At 36.2% G+C, this 17,706-nt stretch carries 14 protein-coding genes and 1 pseudogene; all 15 read right to left on the bottom strand.

Features of this window, described 5'->3' with window-relative positions:
• Positions 1-124 precede the first annotated feature (124 nt).
• On the bottom strand, positions 125-2,071 hold the full coding sequence (gene thrS / locus FCI53_RS02145) for a threonine--tRNA ligase (RefSeq protein ID WP_138415385.1): 1,947 nt from the start codon (positions 2,069-2,071) through the stop codon (positions 125-127).
• A 449-nt stretch (positions 2,072-2,520) separates the two neighbouring features.
• Entirely contained in the window at positions 2,521-3,366 is an 846-nt protein-coding gene (gene ytxC / locus FCI53_RS02140; protein ID WP_138415383.1) for a sporulation protein YtxC, read from the bottom strand.
• Positions 3,367-3,475: 109 nt separating this feature from the next.
• On the bottom strand, positions 3,476-4,408 hold the full coding sequence (gene dnaI, locus FCI53_RS02135; protein ID WP_138415381.1) for a primosomal protein DnaI: 933 nt from the start codon (positions 4,406-4,408) through the stop codon (positions 3,476-3,478).
• A 6-nt stretch (positions 4,409-4,414) separates the two neighbouring features.
• Positions 4,415-5,821, bottom strand: coding sequence for a replication initiation and membrane attachment family protein (locus FCI53_RS02130; RefSeq protein ID WP_138415379.1), 1,407 nt, complete (start codon positions 5,819-5,821; stop codon positions 4,415-4,417).
• Between the two features lie 290 nt (positions 5,822-6,111).
• Positions 6,112-6,573, bottom strand: coding sequence for a transcriptional regulator NrdR (gene nrdR, locus FCI53_RS02125; RefSeq protein ID WP_138415377.1), 462 nt, complete (start codon positions 6,571-6,573; stop codon positions 6,112-6,114).
• 21 nt (positions 6,574-6,594) lie between these two features.
• The gene (locus tag FCI53_RS02120) at positions 6,595-6,984 is read right to left on the bottom strand and encodes a cytosolic protein (protein WP_138415375.1); all 390 of its coding nucleotides are present in this window, start codon (positions 6,982-6,984) and stop codon (positions 6,595-6,597) included.
• 244 nt (positions 6,985-7,228) lie between these two features.
• Entirely contained in the window at positions 7,229-7,606 is a 378-nt protein-coding gene (gene speD, locus FCI53_RS02115) for an adenosylmethionine decarboxylase (RefSeq protein ID WP_138415373.1), read from the bottom strand.
• 273 nt (positions 7,607-7,879) lie between these two features.
• Entirely contained in the window at positions 7,880-8,473 is a 594-nt protein-coding gene (gene coaE, locus FCI53_RS02110; protein ID WP_138415371.1) for a dephospho-CoA kinase, read from the bottom strand.
• Between the two features lie 152 nt (positions 8,474-8,625).
• Positions 8,626-9,258, bottom strand: coding sequence for a sporulation membrane protein YtaF (ytaF, locus tag FCI53_RS02105; protein WP_138415369.1), 633 nt, complete (start codon positions 9,256-9,258; stop codon positions 8,626-8,628).
• An 83-nt stretch (positions 9,259-9,341) separates the two neighbouring features.
• Positions 9,342-10,166 carry a DNA-formamidopyrimidine glycosylase gene (mutM, locus tag FCI53_RS02100; RefSeq protein WP_138415367.1) on the bottom strand — a complete coding sequence of 275 codons (825 nt, stop codon included), beginning with the start codon at positions 10,164-10,166 and terminating at the stop codon, positions 9,342-9,344.
• Positions 10,167-10,178: 12 nt separating this feature from the next.
• Positions 10,179-12,812: a DNA polymerase I gene (polA, locus tag FCI53_RS02095; RefSeq protein WP_138415365.1), complete on the bottom strand. Its 2,634-nt coding sequence runs from the start codon at positions 12,810-12,812 to the stop codon at positions 10,179-10,181.
• 162 nt (positions 12,813-12,974) lie between these two features.
• The gene (gene hflC, locus FCI53_RS02090) at positions 12,975-13,904 is read right to left on the bottom strand and encodes a protease modulator HflC (protein ID WP_138415363.1); all 930 of its coding nucleotides are present in this window, start codon (positions 13,902-13,904) and stop codon (positions 12,975-12,977) included.
• Positions 13,894-14,881: pseudogene (gene hflK / locus FCI53_RS02085) on the bottom strand (FtsH protease activity modulator HflK). Before hflK ends, hflC begins: the two are co-directional and overlap by 11 nt.
• Before the next feature lie 364 nt (positions 14,882-15,245).
• The gene (gene pnpS / locus FCI53_RS02080; protein WP_138415361.1) at positions 15,246-16,622 is read right to left on the bottom strand and encodes a two-component system histidine kinase PnpS; all 1,377 of its coding nucleotides are present in this window, start codon (positions 16,620-16,622) and stop codon (positions 15,246-15,248) included.
• Complete coding sequence (locus tag FCI53_RS02075; protein WP_138415359.1) at positions 16,619-17,317, bottom strand: response regulator transcription factor; 699 nt, start codon at positions 17,315-17,317, stop codon at positions 16,619-16,621. Before FCI53_RS02075 ends, pnpS begins: the two co-directional genes overlap by 4 nt.
• Positions 17,318-17,706 lie beyond the last annotated feature (389 nt).

Genomic DNA, 17,706 nt, shown 5'->3' with positions numbered 1-17,706 from the left:
AGCATTAATACAAAAAGGCTAACAGAGGTGGTAAAGTAAAAAAACGCTCAGAATTATTCTGAGCGTTTTTTCATGCTACTTCATTTAGTAATCTATCCCTTTCTATTTAGGAAAACATCCATCCTTAGTTACGTAATTTACGTTCTTCGATCTCAGATTTGATTTCTGCAGTAAAGTCTTTTAAGGCTTTTGTTTCCGAATCTTTTTCACCATAACGACGAACATTAACTGCTTCTGCCTCAACTTCTTTATCCCCAACAACTAATGCAAATGGGACTTTTTGAACTTGTGCTTCACGGATTTTATAACCAATTTTCTCATCTCGTTCATCAACCTCAACACGAACACCTTGGAAACGTAGTTGTTCTTCCACTTTCTTAGCATAATCCAAGTGAACATCTGCTGATACAGGAATAATTTTAGCTTGTACTGGTGCTAACCATGTTGGGAATGCCCCTTTGTATTCTTCAATTAAGAAGGCAACAAAACGTTCCATCGTGGACACTACCCCGCGATGAATAACAACTGGACGATGTTCTTTTCCATCTTCACCAATGTAAGTAAGATCAAAACGTTCTGGTAAGTGGAAGTCTAATTGAACCGTTGATAGGGTTTCGTCTTTTCCTAGTGCTGTTTTCACTTGCACATCAAGTTTTGGACCATAGAAGGCCGCTTCCCCTTCTGCTTCTACATAGTCTAGCTCCATATCTTCCATTGTTTCTTTTAACATTGCCTGTGCTTTTTCCCACATCTCATCATTATCCACATATTTTTCTTTATCTTCTGGATCACGGTAAGATAAACGGAAGTAATAATCATTAAGCCCAAAGTCTTTATATACATTTTGAACCAATTCTACTACACGCTTGAATTCATCTTTTAATTGATCCGGTCGAGCGAAGATGTGCGCATCATTAAGTGTCATCGCACGTACACGTTGAAGCCCTGCTAGTGCTCCAGACATTTCATGACGGTGCATCGTACCTAACTCAGCTATACGTACTGGAAGATTACGGTAACTATGCAACTCATTTTTAAATACCATCATATGGTGTGGACAGTTCATTGGACGTAATACTAAATCTTCGTTATCCATTTCCATAGTTGGGAACATGTCGTCTTGATAATGGTCCCAGTGTCCACTTGTTTTATATAAATCAACACTTCCTAGTACTGGTGTATACACATGGTTGTAACCAAGACGTTCTTCTAAATCAACAATATAACGTTCAATTGTACGACGAATTGTTGCACCATTAGGAAGCCATAATGGTAACCCTTGTCCAACTTTTTGAGAAACAGTAAAAATGCCTAATTCCTTTCCAAGCTTACGGTGATCTCTTTCTTTTGCTTCTTCACGTAGACGAAGGTATTCATCCAATTGGCCTTTTTTCTCAAATACCGTACCATAAATACGTTGAAGCATTTTATTCTTACTATCACCACGCCAATAAGCACCAGAAATACTTAATAGCTTGAATACTTTTATCTTACTTGTTGATGGAACATGGACACCTCGACAAAGGTCAAAAAACTCCCCTTGTTCATAAATCGTAACTGTTTCATCTTCCGGGATATCTTCAAGCAACTCTAATTTGAGATTGTCACCAATCTCTTCATACATTTGTTTTGCTTCGTTTCTTGTAACTTCTTTACGGACAATTTCTAAGTTTTCATCAATAATTTTTTGCATCTCTTTTTCAATCTTTGGTAGGTCCTCAGGTGTAATCGATTCTTCCATATCAATATCATAGTAAAAACCATTTTCAATTGTTGGTCCTACCCCTAATTTCACGTTTCCATAAATACGCTTGATTGCTTGTGCCATTAAGTGAGCAGTTGAGTGGCGCATGATTTCAATGCCTTCATCATTCTTATTGGTAATAATTTCAATTTCTCCACCCTCTGGTAACTCTCTGCGTAAATCATACAAGTTACCGGCCACTTTCACAGCCAATGCTTGCTTTTTAAGCCCTGGCGAGATCGATGCTGCAATATCTTCACCTGTTGTTCCTTGTGGAAACTCCTTCTTGTTACCATCTGGAAAAATAATTTCTAATTGATTTGACACGATGTTCACTCCTTCATTTATTAGATCGTATTCAGGTGGCTATTCCCTCGTAAAATGTGTTGTCGATGTAAACACAAATTATGAGATAATCCTTTTAAAACGATAACCTTTTTAAACGACAAAAAAACGCCCATCCCCTTGCTTAAATAGCAAAGGGACGAGCGTTGGCTCGTGGTTCCACCCTAATTTCCGCATCAAATGATGACGGCTCATTCATCTGTAACGTAGATGAAACGCTGCATTCTACTAATAACTATTTTCGAATAGCAGGGTTCAGAGGTGGTGATCCTAGGTGAATGCTACAGGAAATTTTCAGCCTCGATTTCCCTCTCTAATGTAGATCCTTACATAAGACCTTGTCCTCATCAATACCGATGTACGCTTATTGATCATTATCATTTATATGAAAGTATTATAGCGGTTGAATCGATAAAAATCAAGCACATCGGTTAACTTTTTAAATAATGCACAAATGGAAAATGATCACTTGTCTCAAACTTCACTCGTTCTTGAAACACGTTAATAATCGTTAATGTCTTTGCCTCAGATGGAAAATCCCCATAAATAATTATTTCCTCTGGCGCCATTGCAAGTAGTGGAGTTAAATTTAATTCTTCTTGATCTAAACCAACTATGTAAAGCGGCTCCTTATTAATCAACATTTTCAACTCCAAACTGGTGAATGGCTTTCCATCTGCATTGTAAAAAGTGAAGTCTTTCCCTTGTAAAACATGGATGGTTGAAAACTTTGACTTTTTTTTATCTACATATTCTCGCAATGATTGTACAAACGATTGATATTCCTCTTCCCGTTTAAACTCATCAATAGCTAGTCCAACAACTTCGATTAACTCTTCACGATACCTATGAAATCGGAAATTAACAATCGAATCAAAATAAATTACTTTATCATTTGCATGCTGTGCAAAAAGTTTTTGCAAAGTAACTCTCGGCTTATTATCCTTTATGATTTGTTCAAATTCCTCTTGATCTTCTGTAACTATTGATTGTGTTAGATCAACAATTCGTTGTATCTCCTCCAAATCTTTGTAATAGTAACAAGTTTGCACAATGTGCTTAACCCATCGTATTTCTCTGTGACAAATAAACACATCTGTCAACGCTTTAGCTATCATTCCCGATAGATGATCCCCCGTAGCTGAATCATCTATTTTAATTTTACTTCGCCCTTCATCATTTTTTTTACAATGAAATTCGGCATTGTGATCATATTGAAACAAGCGTTGACAAAAAGTAATAGCTTCCTTGTTCGATTCAAAATACACGTCTAGCACTACATATCACCCTCACCACGATCAAACTGTTACATTATATGGGTGAGATCGCAAAAACATGTATGATCTAGTAAAAAGAAAGCTAATAGAACGAATTTTTCACGCCAATCTATGTTCGGCGATTCGCTCCAAATAGTGGCACTTCCTTGCTCACTTGCTTAATCCTTTCCATTATTCGTCCAGCTTTTACTTTATCTGTATCACCGCGATTAGACGTTGCTAAATGCTGCTCTAATTGTTCCATGCTATAGTTCGATGTGAAAAATACTGGAAGACGCTCCATCATTCGGTATTGTAGAATGGAGCCTAATATTTCATCTCGAAACCATGCAGAGAGTGACTCAGCACCAATATCATCGATCATCAATACATCTGTATTTTTAAAATGATCAATTTTTCTATTGATCGAGTCATCCTTTAACGAAGATTTCATCTCTCTTACAAATTCCGGCATATATATAAGCATCGATGATATTTTACGTTCGGATAACTCATTTGCAATCGCCCCAAGGAAGTAAGTCTTTCCGACACCAAATGGACCATAAAAATACAACCCTTTTTCGGCTTGCTTGGTTCCATAAGATTGAACAAAAGCAAGAGATTGTTGTACAGCCTTGGTTCTATCTTGATCGTTTGCATCAAGTTGTTCAAAAGATGCTTCTAAAATATCCCTAGGCATATAAAGGCTTTCGATTAAGGATTTCTTCTTTTGTTGCTCATCTGCTTGTATTTTTTTGGCACATTTTTCATAGGTCAATTGAAATTGTTTATTCTCCACATGCAGCCTTGGCGTATATCCTGGTAGGATATTGACACATTGCGCTAAGGAAGGACAATTATCACACGTACTTTGCTGTGATTTGTATTCGTACATCTTCATTAAATTTTTATCAATGTCTTTTGAAGTCAGCTCAGGATGTTGTGATAAAATCCCTTGTATCTCAGGATCTTGCAATAACGCTGTTCTAATTTTATGGAAGTTTTCTTGAAAGTTTCGATTATCTTTCATCCATTTTTTTAATGATTCTTGTATTGATTCCATTTAAAATCATCCTTGGTTAGATTTTTTATCTTTTAGATAATTTTTTAATAAGTCTGCAGCATTTTCTGATTCACCATTTGTTTCTTGTTGTTGGTTTGAATCCTGTTGGTTTACATGCTGCTGCTCAGCCTTTTGATTATTGCGGTCATGAAACCAGTCTGGAATAACCTCTTTTTTTGTTGGCTTTTTATAATAATTATAGTTTTGCTTATTATTCCCCCACTGTTGATACTTTTTGTGTTCAGCTTTAGCCATTGTCATTGCTTGTCTAACAGTTTTGACATTTTTCCTAGCCCAATGGCTTGCAATCTTTTCCATATAAGATTTAGTCAATTTCATATCCGTCTTTAATAAAACGTAATGCACAAGAACATTCATTACCCCCGGTGTCAACCCTTGTTTACTCATTACATCACTGATCACTTTTAAGTCTTGTGTGGAAGCTTGATTTCCACCAGATAAATCTTCCAACAACTGTCTTGGTGAGATTTGCTCAAGTAATTGAATGAATTGCTCCTCTTTTCCAACTGGTTGAGCTTGGTCCGATTCATTTGTTTTTAATTTATCTTTAGTATTAATAACCTTAGTTGATGACTTTGTTTGCTTTGTCTGAAAAAGGTCTAAACAAGCCGATTTAAATTCTTCTTGGTTCAATGAATTTTCATCATTGATTGCCCATAACAAAGCTTTTTCAATCTCATGGTTCGCCAAGTTATATAGGTGGATCATTTGATTCATTAACTTCTTATTTTGCTCTGTTAAAATAGAGGCTGTTGGTAACATTCGTTGTTTCAACATTTGCTCCAGCCAGTCAAAATCAATGTCAGAAGTAGGCGGACCATTTGTTGCTTGAGGTTCTTGTTCACTGTTTATTTCTTGACCAAGATTTATTGTCGTTAATGTTGACGTCATATCAAACACATCGTTAAAGTTCTTCGTTACATCCGTACCTTCCGCAACCTGTTTTAAGTGTGTTTGTTCAAAGCACGAGCGTAATAACCGATATTGTTTATCCCCTAAGTGATGATACAGCAGTTGAGACAACATACCATCCTGCAGAAACTCCATTGGGGTAAAGGGCTCAAGCAGTTGATACGTGTAAATGGTATTTTCTTCTGTATCCCGTTTAAACGTTTTTAACAAGCCAATAGCTTCTAATTTTAAACGCTCTTGATAAATTTCATCTAAAGGAAGCGATATATAATTCATTAATGTATGATGTGTCTGTGGAAAAGAAGTATCGCCACTTAACAAGGATTCACTATGCAACGTTTGATAAAGGGCAAGAGCTTTGGCCCCAATTAACGGTTGGTACAGATGCGTTAACGATTGAAAGTATACTGAGGATAATTCATAGTGACAGATGACGGCATACCCATCAATAGGGAGGATTTTTCCAATATGATGTCGCATTATTTTTATCCTTTCTATATCGTACTGTTAGTCAAATCGTACATTAAGATATTTATCGATCACTAGTAATGCAATTAGGCCTTTCTACCAATCGTTTATTATATCATGAATAAAGAAGTACTGATAAGAAAAAAACTTGCCGACCGGCAAGCCTTAAGGCAAAGACAGAGGCGTAATTACACTTATACTTAGCACCTAAGAATTTTTATTACGACGAAATAAGCCTCTTTGCTAAAATTTATACTTTCCTAATGTGCAAAAAAGAGCCAAAATTGGCTCAGAGTAAACATTTATGATTTATCTGTTCGAATTAAATCTTTTAATTCATCTAAAAATACACTTATATCCTTGAACTGGCGGTAAACAGACGCAAATCGAACATAGGCCACTTCGTCAATGGTCGAAAGTCGATCCATTACCATTTCTCCAATTTCTTTACTCTGCGTTTCTGACGTACCGCGATTCCTTAATTCTTTTTCTATTTCAATTGCTATATTTTCCAATTGTTCTAAAGCGACCGGCCTTTTTTCACAAGCCCTGATCAGTCCACGCATTAATTTTTTTCGACTATATTCTTCTCTTGTTCCTTCTTTTTTTACGACAATTAAAGGAACCTCTTCAATACGTTCAAAAGTCGTAAAACGAAAAGAACAGGATTCACATTCCCTGCGTCGTCTAATTGACTGAGCCTCTTCAATTGGCCGTGAGTCTAAAACTTTTGTATTCTTAAATTGGCAATTTGGGCATTTCATATGCATCATCCAGCCTTGTTTTTAATTATTGGTTTCAATTAAAGTTAAATCTTTTTTCAATTGCTCGTATAACTTCGGAATAAGATTATGACTATAGCCTAAATCAATTGGGAACATCGATTCAGTTGTCACCGAAAAATCAACCGCTGTTCGAAAAGGGCGCACCATAATAACTGTAGCAACAATGAATGCTTTTCTTCCTTTTTTTGTTGTTACACTAATTTCTCCATGTTCTTCAGATGTTGCAACAATTTTGTATGAAGATGAATTTTTAAATAATTGCTCGATTGTTTTAAATCCCTTTTCTTTTGTTGTCTTAAAATAACGAGTTTGCAGATTAGGATCCCAATGATTTTCACTAGATTCAGAATGTGTATTAAAATATTTATTAAATGTATGTTTAATAGACATCGAAGCACCTCTTTAACATTATTGGTTATGAAAACGCATATACATATAGTTATTTTAACATGTTTTTAATTAAAACGATATCACTATATTTTTAGTACATGTCTTCGGTTGCCTAATCATCGTAATTGGTACAAATTCCGACGTAACTTTCTATGAGTTTTCCATTTTCTGATTTGACCCTGAGTACATACAACCTAAATAAAGCCCTTGCATCTATGGTAGCAAGGGCTTGGTTCGTTTTCCATTATAAAGCTTTCGGTTTATCAATTTGAACTTTTCCCATTCCTCGAGGTATTTCAACCTTTTCACATGATTTTGATTCAAGCGATTGTGCAATAAAATCCGCAGCTATATGGGGATCAATGATATCTCCACACGTGTACACATCAATACTAGCATACCCATGTTCAGGAAAACTGTGTATCGTTAAGTGTGACTCCGAAATAATAACGACACCACTTACCCCAAATGGTGCGAATTTATGAAACGTGACCTCTCGAATTTCAGCTCCTGCTTTTAGTGCAGCATTCACAAAAACTTTCTCAATCAAGTCCATATCATTTAACTTTTCAATATTACAATCCCACATCTCCGCTAAAACATGTCTACCCATTGTGTCCATATAACTCCCCCTTCTATGCCTTGTGATCATCTAGGTCAACCTACCACGGGGGAAAGTTTGTCCAATGTTCTAACGCATTAAGGACTAGAAACGTGGGCTTCAGAAGAAATAAAAATCTAGTCTTGCAAAAAATATAATGGCTTTACCCCGTTATGGCCATTCAATTCATTATAAAGAAACAGAAACTTCCTTATCAACCTAAGGAGTCTCTGTTATTAGTATAGGACAGGTATACATGGATTATCCATTATGTTTTTGATTGCCGACAACCATTTACTTAATCTGATCGAGAATCGTTTGTAGTTGCTCTTTTGTTTGCTGTAATGAAGCACTGTTATCAATAACAAAATCAGCTAAAGCAGCTTTTTCCTTCACTGAAAGCTGTGATTGAATACGTTGTAATGCTTCTTTTCTCGACGATTGGTCACGTTCAATTAACCGCTTCAACTGTGTTTCCTCATCCACATAAACAACGATTGTACAATCAACTAAATAAGTCAGCTTACTTTCAAATAATAAAGGTATATCTAAAACAACAATAGGTTCACCTTTATTCAGATAGCTTTCCTTTAACTCCAGCATTCGTCCACGAACAGCTGGATGAACAATTTGGTTTAACTGCTGTCTTTTCTTCTCATCCGCAAAAACAATCGATCCTAATTTTTTTCGATCAAGGCTTTGATCTTCTTGTAGGATATTTTCCCCAAAGGTAGCGACGATCTCTTGATAAGCCTCCTCTCCGATTTGAACAACCTGCCTAGAAATGACATCTGCATCAATAACAGGTATATCTAGATCTTTGAACATAGACGCTACCGTACTTTTACCTGTTGCAATACTTCCAGTTAGTCCTATCGTTACTGTCACAATTACCACACCTTTTAGATGTTGTTCTAAAAGTCCGGTAAAAACGAAAACGGTGGTGTTTCTAGTTTTTCTAAGTTCTCGAGTAGCTAAATAGATCAGCTCTCCATTCCGTATTCTCGCTCCTGTTTATCCTTCTTTTTAAAACACACATTTTATGTCATTTTTAGAATTCCAATTAATATTAAGATGATACCTGGAATAAAAGTCAATCGTTGCAACCAATGCCAATAAGAAAATAAATAACCACTCTTTAAACCGATTGACAGAAATAACCCAGTGGTTAAACCAATGCCAATTGCTGCGTAAAATGGTGAAAAACCGAGCATCGCTGCACCAATCCCAGCACCAAATGAATCTAACGATAAAGCTAAGCCTAATAAAAATGCTTCAATTCCCGTTATTTTCCCCGATTGGTCAATGTCCGCAACCATCGGCTTTTTTAATATTTGAATAACAATACCAAAAGCTTTAATTTCAAGTTTTAAAATAGTCGGATCACTTTCGTTTCTAGAGTTATCTGTTTTAAAAAATTGATAAATCACCCACACACCAATAAAAATTAATACCGAACCACCAATTTGTTCTGCGACTTTTACAGATAAAAAAGAGGATATATACGTACCAATCGCCATTGCTACGAAGAACGTAACGCCGGCAATCAGTGAAATAATTAAAATTGACCGTGTAGGTAAAATCATTTTTCGTAATCCATAGGTAAATGCAACCATAAAACTATCCAAACTAACAGCAAAAGCTAAGAGTATAAATGTGGTGAATTCAGCCATGGTGATAGCTCCTTTAAACTATACTTCTTACTGCTATAGTATATGGATGGAGCTATTCCCATGTGCGATTATCCTAAAAGAGATTATTGTTGGCAATTGGGACAAATATGTGTCCCTCTTCCACTAACCTTCATTTTAGTTATGCGTTCATCACAATTTCTGCATGGCTGTTCTTCTTGTCCATAGACATATAATTGCTGTTGAAACATCCCAATTTGCCCCTGACTATTCACATAGGAACGGATAGTTGTTCCGCCTTGAGCAACGGCTTCTCTTAATGTTTCAATTGCTTTTGATTGAATTGTTGCGACTTCTTGTTTACTTAAACTGCTTCCTTTACGTAGCGGGTGGATCGATGCCTTAAATAAAGTTTCATCTACATAAATATTCCCTAATCCGGTCATAACTGATTGATCCAATAAAATATTTTTTATCGACCGTTCACTTTTATGAACTTTTTTATAAAACTCATCAAATTCAAATGGATCCTCAAATGGATCGGGACCTAACTGATTCAAAGGCTTGCTGTTAAACTCTGTTCCTTTTTCAAATAAGTGCATCGTCCCAAATTTTCGAACATCATTATATCGAAGCTCTTCTCCATTATTAAAATGAAAAATCACATGGGTGTGCTTAAGAACGGGATCCCCTTTTTGGAACACCCCGTATTTTCCTTCCATACGTAAATGGGAAACTAACACATAATCGTTTAATTGAAAAAGTAGAAACTTTCCCTTTCGTTTGATATCAAAAATTGTTTCTCCTTGCAATAACTGCGTAAAATGGTCGACATCATCTGGATGCTTGATCATCTTTGGCCAAAAGACAGAAACAGTTTCAATTGTTTTATTTAACACTAAATGCTTTAATGTCTTCCGTATTGTTTCAACTTCTGGTAGTTCTGGCATGTTTATTACTCCTTACTTAGCATCATACCATGTTTGGCCGTAAGCATAATCAACTTTTAGTGGAACATCTAAGTTGATTGCAGTCTCCATCATCTCTGGTACCATTTGCTTTAATTGCTCTAATTCATCTATCGGAGCTTCTATGATTAACTCATCGTGTACTTGTAGTAACATACGCGCTTGTAAGTTTTCTTGTTTTAATTTTTCATCTAATCGAATCATCGCTAATTTTATAATATCTGCTGCGCTACCTTGAATTGGTGTATTCATCGCGGTACGCTCAGCAAAACTTCTACGATTAAAATTGCGGTTGGTAATGTCTGGCAAATATCTTCTTCGTTTCATCAATGTACTTACATAGCCTTTTTGTTTTGCATCTTGGACTATTTCATCCATATAGTCCTTCACACCTGGATAACTTTCGAGGTAGCGATCAATAAACTTTTTCGCTTCTTTCCTCGTAATAGCAAGGCTTTGTGATAGTCCATAGTCACTTATACCATAAACAATACCAAAGTTTACTGCCTTCGCTTGTCTACGCATATTTGCAGTGATCTCATCTTCTGCTACATGAAAAATATCCATTGCTGTCCTTGTATGAATGTCTTTGTCTTCGTTAAATGCTGCGATTAGTTTTTCATCCTTGGCAATATGGGCAAGCACTCTTAATTCAATTTGAGAATAATCCGCAGCAAAGATGACCCAACCTTCTTCAGATGGGATGAATGCCTCCCTAATCTTTTTTCCTTCCTCTAAACGGATCGGGATATTTTGCAAATTCGGTTCGATCGAACTTAACCGTCCTGTTTGCGTTAAAGCCTGATTAAATCGTGTGTGGATTTTGTCCTCATCGTGGACAACCTTTAATAATCCCTCGATATAGGTGGATTGTAATTTACCTAACTGACGATATAATAATAACTTTGGTATAATTTCATGTTTGTCTTTTAATTGCTCTAACACATCAGCAGAGGTGGAATAACCCGTTTTCGTCTTCTTGATGACGGGAAGTTCTAGTTTCTCAAACAATATCGGCCCTAATTGTTTTGGTGAATTTAAATTAAACGTTTCACCAGCCAATTCATATACATCCGCTTCGATCGTTTTTAAACGCTGTTGGAGTTCTTCCCCCATTTCCATTAGGCGGCTTTTATCAATCTTTACACCTGTATGTTCCATTTCCCCGAGAATTAATGCCAGTGGCAATTCTAATTGTTGTAGTAGTTCAAGCTGTTCATTTTCCTCTAATTTTTGAATAACGTCATCTTTGAGGTTGTAAAGCATCATCGCTTTTCGTGTAATATGTTCTTGTAATTGTTCTTGTTCAGGCAGCTTCATTTTCGCGCCTTTTCCGTACACTTCCTCATCAAACAGCACTTGTTTCTGTCCCATTCGATGACTGATTGCTGGAATGTCATGATGGTTTTCCGATGGATCAATCAAATAAGATGCCAGCAGTAAGTCAAACTCAATCCCTTTTATATGAATACCTTTTCTTAGCAAGGCTACAATTACTTTTTTAGCATCAAATACAGCCTTTTTATAAGCTGGATCTTCTGCCCACTGTTTAAAGGCGTCTGATTTAATCGCTACGTCAACAGGAATAAAATAATGTCTATGTTCATTTACTAATCCAAAGCCTACAATCGTGCCTAGGTGATAATTCTCCTCTAACATCTCCACTTCTAAAGCTTCCTTGCCAATAAACATATCACTTGTTACCTCATCCACTACTTGTACCTCAATAGCGTCTAACGCCTCTTGTTCCTCCTCTTCAACTTCAGCACCATCAATCCGAGTTAATAGAGATTGAAAACCGAGATCTTTAAAAATGGTACTTACTGACGTTGTGTTATAACCAGGATACGAAATATCATCAAGTTTGATTTCTATAGGAGAATTTAGCTGAATCGTCACCAACTGTTTACTCATAAATGCTTCGTCTTTATGAGTAATTAGCTTTTCTTTTAATTTCTTCCCACTGACATCATCAATATTTTCATACATATTTTCTAACGTATCAAATTGTTTTAATAACTTCACTGCCGTTTTTTGCCCAACGCCAGGAACACCTGGAATATTATCGGAGCTATCCCCCATTAATGCCTTCATATCAATGACTTGATCAGGTCTAATTTCCATCTTTTCTTCCATGAAAGAAGGTGTGTATGTATCGACATCTGTGATTCCTTTTCTAGTAAGACTTACCTTAACTTGGTCTGAAACTAGCTGTAATAAATCTTTATCGCCGGATATTACATTAACATCCCAATCTTCCTCTTTTCCTTGGGTCGCTAAAGTTCCAATAATATCATCGGCTTCAAATTGTTCTAGCTGATAATGCTTTATGCCGAATGCATCCAGTAGTTCCCTTAACAACGGGAACTGTTCTGACAATTCTGGAGGTGTTTTTTGTCTTCCACCTTTATATTCTTGATAGGTTTTATGGCGAAATGTTGTTTTTCCAGCGTCAAATGCAACAAGCATATGGGTTGGTTTTTGCTCTTCTAAAATTTTTAAAAGCATCGTTGTAAAACCATAGACAGCATTGGTGTAGACACCTTTATCATTATTTAGTAAAGGTAACGCAAAAAACGCTCGGTATGCGATACTATTTCCATCGATTAACACTAATTTATTCGTCATAATTGCACTCCTTCTATCTTTCACATGAACTTTGTTCATCCACCTTAACAGGCGGGAATTCCCACTATGGACATTTTCTCTTTATTTTACCATGATTATCTGTGAGAACAAAAAAAGCTGACCCATGGATACACTATATGGTGTCAGCTTTTTGTCTATTTATTATTCAACATACCCTGTAAGTAATTCCGCATATGGTGAATTACTTGGTAAAATAATCGTTGTCTCTCCATCAATCGTTGTTTTATATGACTCTAACGTACGATATAGTTGATAAAATTCCTCATCTTGTTGGAATGTTTCATTATACATCGAAGCAGCTTCTCGTTCTCCTTCTGCTCGAATTTCTGCAGCTTGTGCATCCGCTACCGATAACATTTCTTGAACATCACGGTCCGTTTGCGCCTGTATACGATTCTTTTCCGCTTCCCCTTGGGATAGATATTCTTGTGCTTTTGATTCACGTTCTGAAATCATACGATTATAAACAGATTGCTCATTTTCGTCAGGCAAATCTGTTCGTTTAATTTGGACATCAATCACTTCTATTCCATATTCATCCCTAGCAAGTAATTGGTTTACTCTATCGGTGACTCGGTCATTTAAACTTCCTCTTGTTGACCCTTCATCATTAATAATTTCATCATAGTTCATCGTTCCAAGCTCGGAACGAATCACAGAAATTATAAACTCTCCCATACGTGATTCAGCATTCATTTGGGTTCTTGCATTTGAAATCATTAGTGCGGGGTTTGTTATTCTCCAAACCGAAAAGTTGTCAATTATCATTCTTTTTTTGTCTAATGTATTAATCTCTTTTTCTGTAACGTCATATACCAGTTTTTTATTTGGTAGTGTGGTGACAGAATGTAAGATCGGCACCCTAAATTTCAAACCTGGGTCACTTTCATAGCGAATAACTTCACCAAACTGACGGACTACTTTATATTCGCCTTCTTTCACTACAAACATACTACTTAGTGCTAACACAATAATGGCAAGTAAACCTAATATGGACACACCAATTTTGATATATTTTTTCACTTCTTTTGGTGATCTTTGATTCATTTCATATACATTATCATCTGTCATTATTTTGTTCCTCCTCTGCCGAATTATCATTATTGCTATCAGGCGCTGGAACTGGTCTGTTTGACTCATTATTATTTTGTGTTAAAGGTAAATATTTCAATGTGTTCCCATCATCATTCATCACATAAATGTTCGCTTCAGGTAGTACTTGCTCTAACGTTTCCATTATAAGTCGTTGTCTCGTTACTGATGCGTTTTCTTGGTATGCCTCATAAAGGGCGTTAAAACCAGCAACATCTCCGCGAGCTTTTTCAATTCGCTCGATTTTATCCCCTTCAGCTCTAGTAATAATCGCATCTTTTTCCCCTAAAGCTTCTTCAACTTGCTGATTTTCGTATTTACGGGCCTCATTCATTTTTGTATTCATGGTTTCTCTAGCATCTGTAACTTTCATAAATGCTTGACGAACATCCTCATTCGGTAAATCTACCTCTTGCAGTTTCACATCAGATATAGAAATACCAATATCATAATCTTCCATCATAGTAACTAATAGTTCAAAAACAGAATTCTCTATTTCCGCTTTCCCTGATGTTAAGGCATCATCGATCTTAGATGAGCCGATGATACCTCTTAGTGAGGCAGAAGGTTGCATTGTATAATACTTGTTCAGGGTCTTCGGCATTATATAAGTATTTTGACGGTTCTGTAATTTTCCATTGAACAACTAAATCTGCTTGCACAATGTTTTCATCACCGGTAATCATTCGGATTTGGTTAGCAGCTTGTTCATCTTCTCGATCAAAACCAAAATCTAAACTAAATGTCTCTTTTGATAATGTCTCAACTTCTTGCACTGGCCACGGCATTTTAAAGTGTAATCCTGGTTCGGTAATCCCTTCTTCAGCATTACCAAATGTTAGTATGACTGCTTGTTCGGACTCATCTACAGTATACCAACTTGTAAATCCGACAAGGGCAAGTATGGCAATCCCGACCACCGAAGCAATCCCGACGTAAATTTGTTTTAATGTCATGTTTTTGTTTTCTCCTCCTCTTTGTAACATACTCTTAATACGATTGTAACATTAAAATGGTTTCATAGTTTGATATTTTTGTAATTGGTAAATTTAAAGAAAGGGTGGAAAATCTTAGATGATACCTACAGTGAGAATGAGGATAAGGAAAGATTCGACAGCGATTCATCGCACGCAGAAAATGGCTCTTTATTTTTCAAGGAAGCTCGTTGGCCACCTTAGGACGCGCGTAATGTATTTCAAAAGGGATTTTTTAGTACCTCCTATAAAGTTATGGCGCATTATATAGCTACTCTACAGCTGACAGAAAACTTTTAGAAAAGAGCCTTAACTAAAAAGAAAAAGCCATCCATAAAAGAATGACCTATTGTCTTAAGGGTAATTGTATTTCAAATGTGGTTCCTCGGTCTATTTCACTTTCCACTTGAATAGTTCCATCATGTACTTCAACAATATGTTTAACGATTGCTAAGCCTAGTCCAGTACCACCAGTGTTTCGACTTCTCGCTTTATCAATTCGATAAAAGCGCTCAAATATTCTTGTTTGCTCTGTTTTAGGGATTCCAATTCCCGTGTCACTAATGGTTATAATTGCCATTTCCTCATTCGCTTCAATCAATAACTTAACTTTTCCTTCTGATGGTGTGTAATTGATCGCATTATTTAACAAGTTAATGAGGAGTTGTTTTAATAAATCTGGATCACCTTCGATCGAAACGGAAGGATCAATATCTGTCGTAAGTTGGATATGCTTTTGTTCTGCTTGTTGAGACAAAATAGGTAGTAGTTCATCTACTAAATGAATAAATGATACCATCCTATGTTGAATGCGCAGATTCTCTTTTTCAAGTTTAGATAATTCCAATAGATCATGGACTAACGATTGTAATCGATCACTTTCCGTTAAAATGATCGTTAAAAACTGAGAGCGTAATGCTTGATCATGCATTGCCCCATCAAGAAGTGTCTCAGCAAACCCTTTGATTGAAGTAATCGGGGTTTTTAACTCGTGAGAAACATTTGCGACAAAATCCTTTCTTGTTTGTTCAAGGCGTTTTAACTCTGTTATGTCATGAAATACAAGCACAACCCCTTCTAAGTCTTGTTTATCATTAATAATAGGAGCCCCTACCACTTCAATCACTTTTGTTTCCACCTTCATCGTCACTGTAAACGAATCTTTTACAGTTTCTTCATACAAAAAGGCTTGTTGAACAGATTGATGAACTTGCTCTTCCTTTAATACTTCATAATACAAGTAACCAATATAGTGTTGTTGATCTTTTCCAAATATCGATAAAAATTTACGGTTAACAAGATGGACATAACCTTTTTCGTCAACTAGCATTAATCCACTTTCCATATTATCAATTACCGTTTTCAATTGGCTGCTATGAATTTTATCCTGTATCATCATTTCTTGAAGACTTCTTGCTAATTGATTAACAGAATGACTGAGCCTTCCAATTTCGCCATGTTCACTCACATATGTTCTAGCGTGATAGTTTCCCTTTGCTAACTGATCCGCGACTTCTGCTGCAGGTCGGATTGGCTTAATGTATCTTTGGAAAATGGTATAAATTAAAATAAAAAATACAATTAAGCCTCCAAGTAAGGCAAGACCAGCAATTATCGTTTCATTTCCAGTTGTTAAGGGAAGAATGATCGCCCCCATACAAACCATTGCGATAGTTACGATAAAAATATAAACATAAAATAATTTGGAATTAGTTTCACTCATTCATGAGGTTCCTCCAATTTATAACCAAGCCCGCGAACAGTTTTTATATAGCTTGGTTTCTTAGTATTAGGTTCAATTTTTTCTCGCAAATGACTAACATGGACATCAACAATTCTAGTATCTCCTACAAAATCAAAGTTCCAAACCGCACTTAACAAGTGATCTCGCGAAAGAACTTTGCCTTTATGTTTAGCAAAATAATATAGCAGTTCGAATTCTTTTCGAGTAAAAAATAACTGCTTATCATTTATCGTTGCTTCATATTGTTCTGGATAAAGTGTAAGATCAGCTATTGTAACCGAAGATGTGTCTGCCTCAACAACATGTTGATTAGATCTTCTTAATATGGCTTTAATTCTAGCAACGACTTCTTTTGGGCTAAAAGGCTTTGTTATATAATCGTCTGCACCTAGTTCCAACCCTAAAACTTTATCAAATTCATCATCCTTAGCAGTAATCATTAGTATTGGTGTATCTATTTTTCTTTGACGTAGTTGTTTACAGACTTCATACCCTTCAATTCCCGGCAGCATGATATCTAATAGTATTAATTGATACGATTCATTTGTTGCTTTTTCTAAAGCTACTCGTCCATCATATGCGACCTCTGTTTCAAATCCAGCTTGTTCAACATTATACTTTAATAAAGTTGCAATCGATTCTTCATCATCAACAATTAATACTTTGTTACTCATCTATTTCACCCCATTTAGTATTCTCTTCTCATCTTACAATGAATAAAACAAGGATTGAATATAAATGAATCAGAATTTATGTAAATTTTTCTTTACATTTAAGATTACCTTAAAACAATGCCTTTTTTGCAAGCATAATTATTTATTTCGCATTTGCTATATTATGCGACATAACTGCACATGACTTTTGTCCATTCTTAATAGGGTTAGCGCTGAATGGCGCTGCGGAAATACACTACGCTTTCCTGTGGGGGGCTGGTGAGCCTCGTTCGTACCTCACTGCGGGGTCTCACCGATACCAAGTTAAGGACCACAGGCAAAAACCGTCCTTGTCGGACAACGCCTGCATGACCCTCGTCAGGCCTCGGGAGTCTCCGTGTATTGCCTCC

The sequence above is a fragment of the Aquibacillus sediminis genome (assembly GCF_005870085.1).
Classification (GTDB): Bacteria; Bacillota; Bacilli; order Bacillales; family Amphibacillaceae; genus Aquibacillus_E; species Aquibacillus_E sediminis.
This window is presented reverse-complemented; position numbering and strand designations above follow the sequence as displayed.

What these genes read in the sequence shown, in the direction of transcription:
- polA (WP_138415365.1), bottom strand. Translation starts at nt 12,812, where the DNA reads ATGACGAATAAATTAGTGTTAATCGATGGAAATAGTATCGCATACCGA.
- FCI53_RS02075 (WP_138415359.1), bottom strand. Translation starts at nt 17,317, where the DNA reads ATGAGTAACAAAGTATTAATTGTTGATGATGAAGAATCGATTGCAACT.
- dnaI (WP_138415381.1), bottom strand. Translation starts at nt 4,408, where the DNA reads ATGGAATCAATACAAGAATCATTAAAAAAATGGATGAAAGATAATCGA.
- mutM (WP_138415367.1), bottom strand. Translation starts at nt 10,166, where the DNA reads ATGCCAGAACTACCAGAAGTTGAAACAATACGGAAGACATTAAAGCAT.
- FCI53_RS02130 (WP_138415379.1), bottom strand. Translation starts at nt 5,821, where the DNA reads ATGCGACATCATATTGGAAAAATCCTCCCTATTGATGGGTATGCCGTC.
- hflC (WP_138415363.1), bottom strand. Translation starts at nt 13,904, where the DNA reads ATGACAGATGATAATGTATATGAAATGAATCAAAGATCACCAAAAGAA.
- pnpS (WP_138415361.1), bottom strand. Translation starts at nt 16,622, where the DNA reads ATGAGTGAAACTAATTCCAAATTATTTTATGTTTATATTTTTATCGTA.
- FCI53_RS02120 (WP_138415375.1), bottom strand. Translation starts at nt 6,984, where the DNA reads ATGTCTATTAAACATACATTTAATAAATATTTTAATACACATTCTGAA.
- ytaF (WP_138415369.1), bottom strand. Translation starts at nt 9,258, where the DNA reads ATGGCTGAATTCACCACATTTATACTCTTAGCTTTTGCTGTTAGTTTG.
- speD (WP_138415373.1), bottom strand. Translation starts at nt 7,606, where the DNA reads ATGGACACAATGGGTAGACATGTTTTAGCGGAGATGTGGGATTGTAAT.
- nrdR (WP_138415377.1), bottom strand. Translation starts at nt 6,573, where the DNA reads ATGAAATGCCCAAATTGCCAATTTAAGAATACAAAAGTTTTAGACTCA.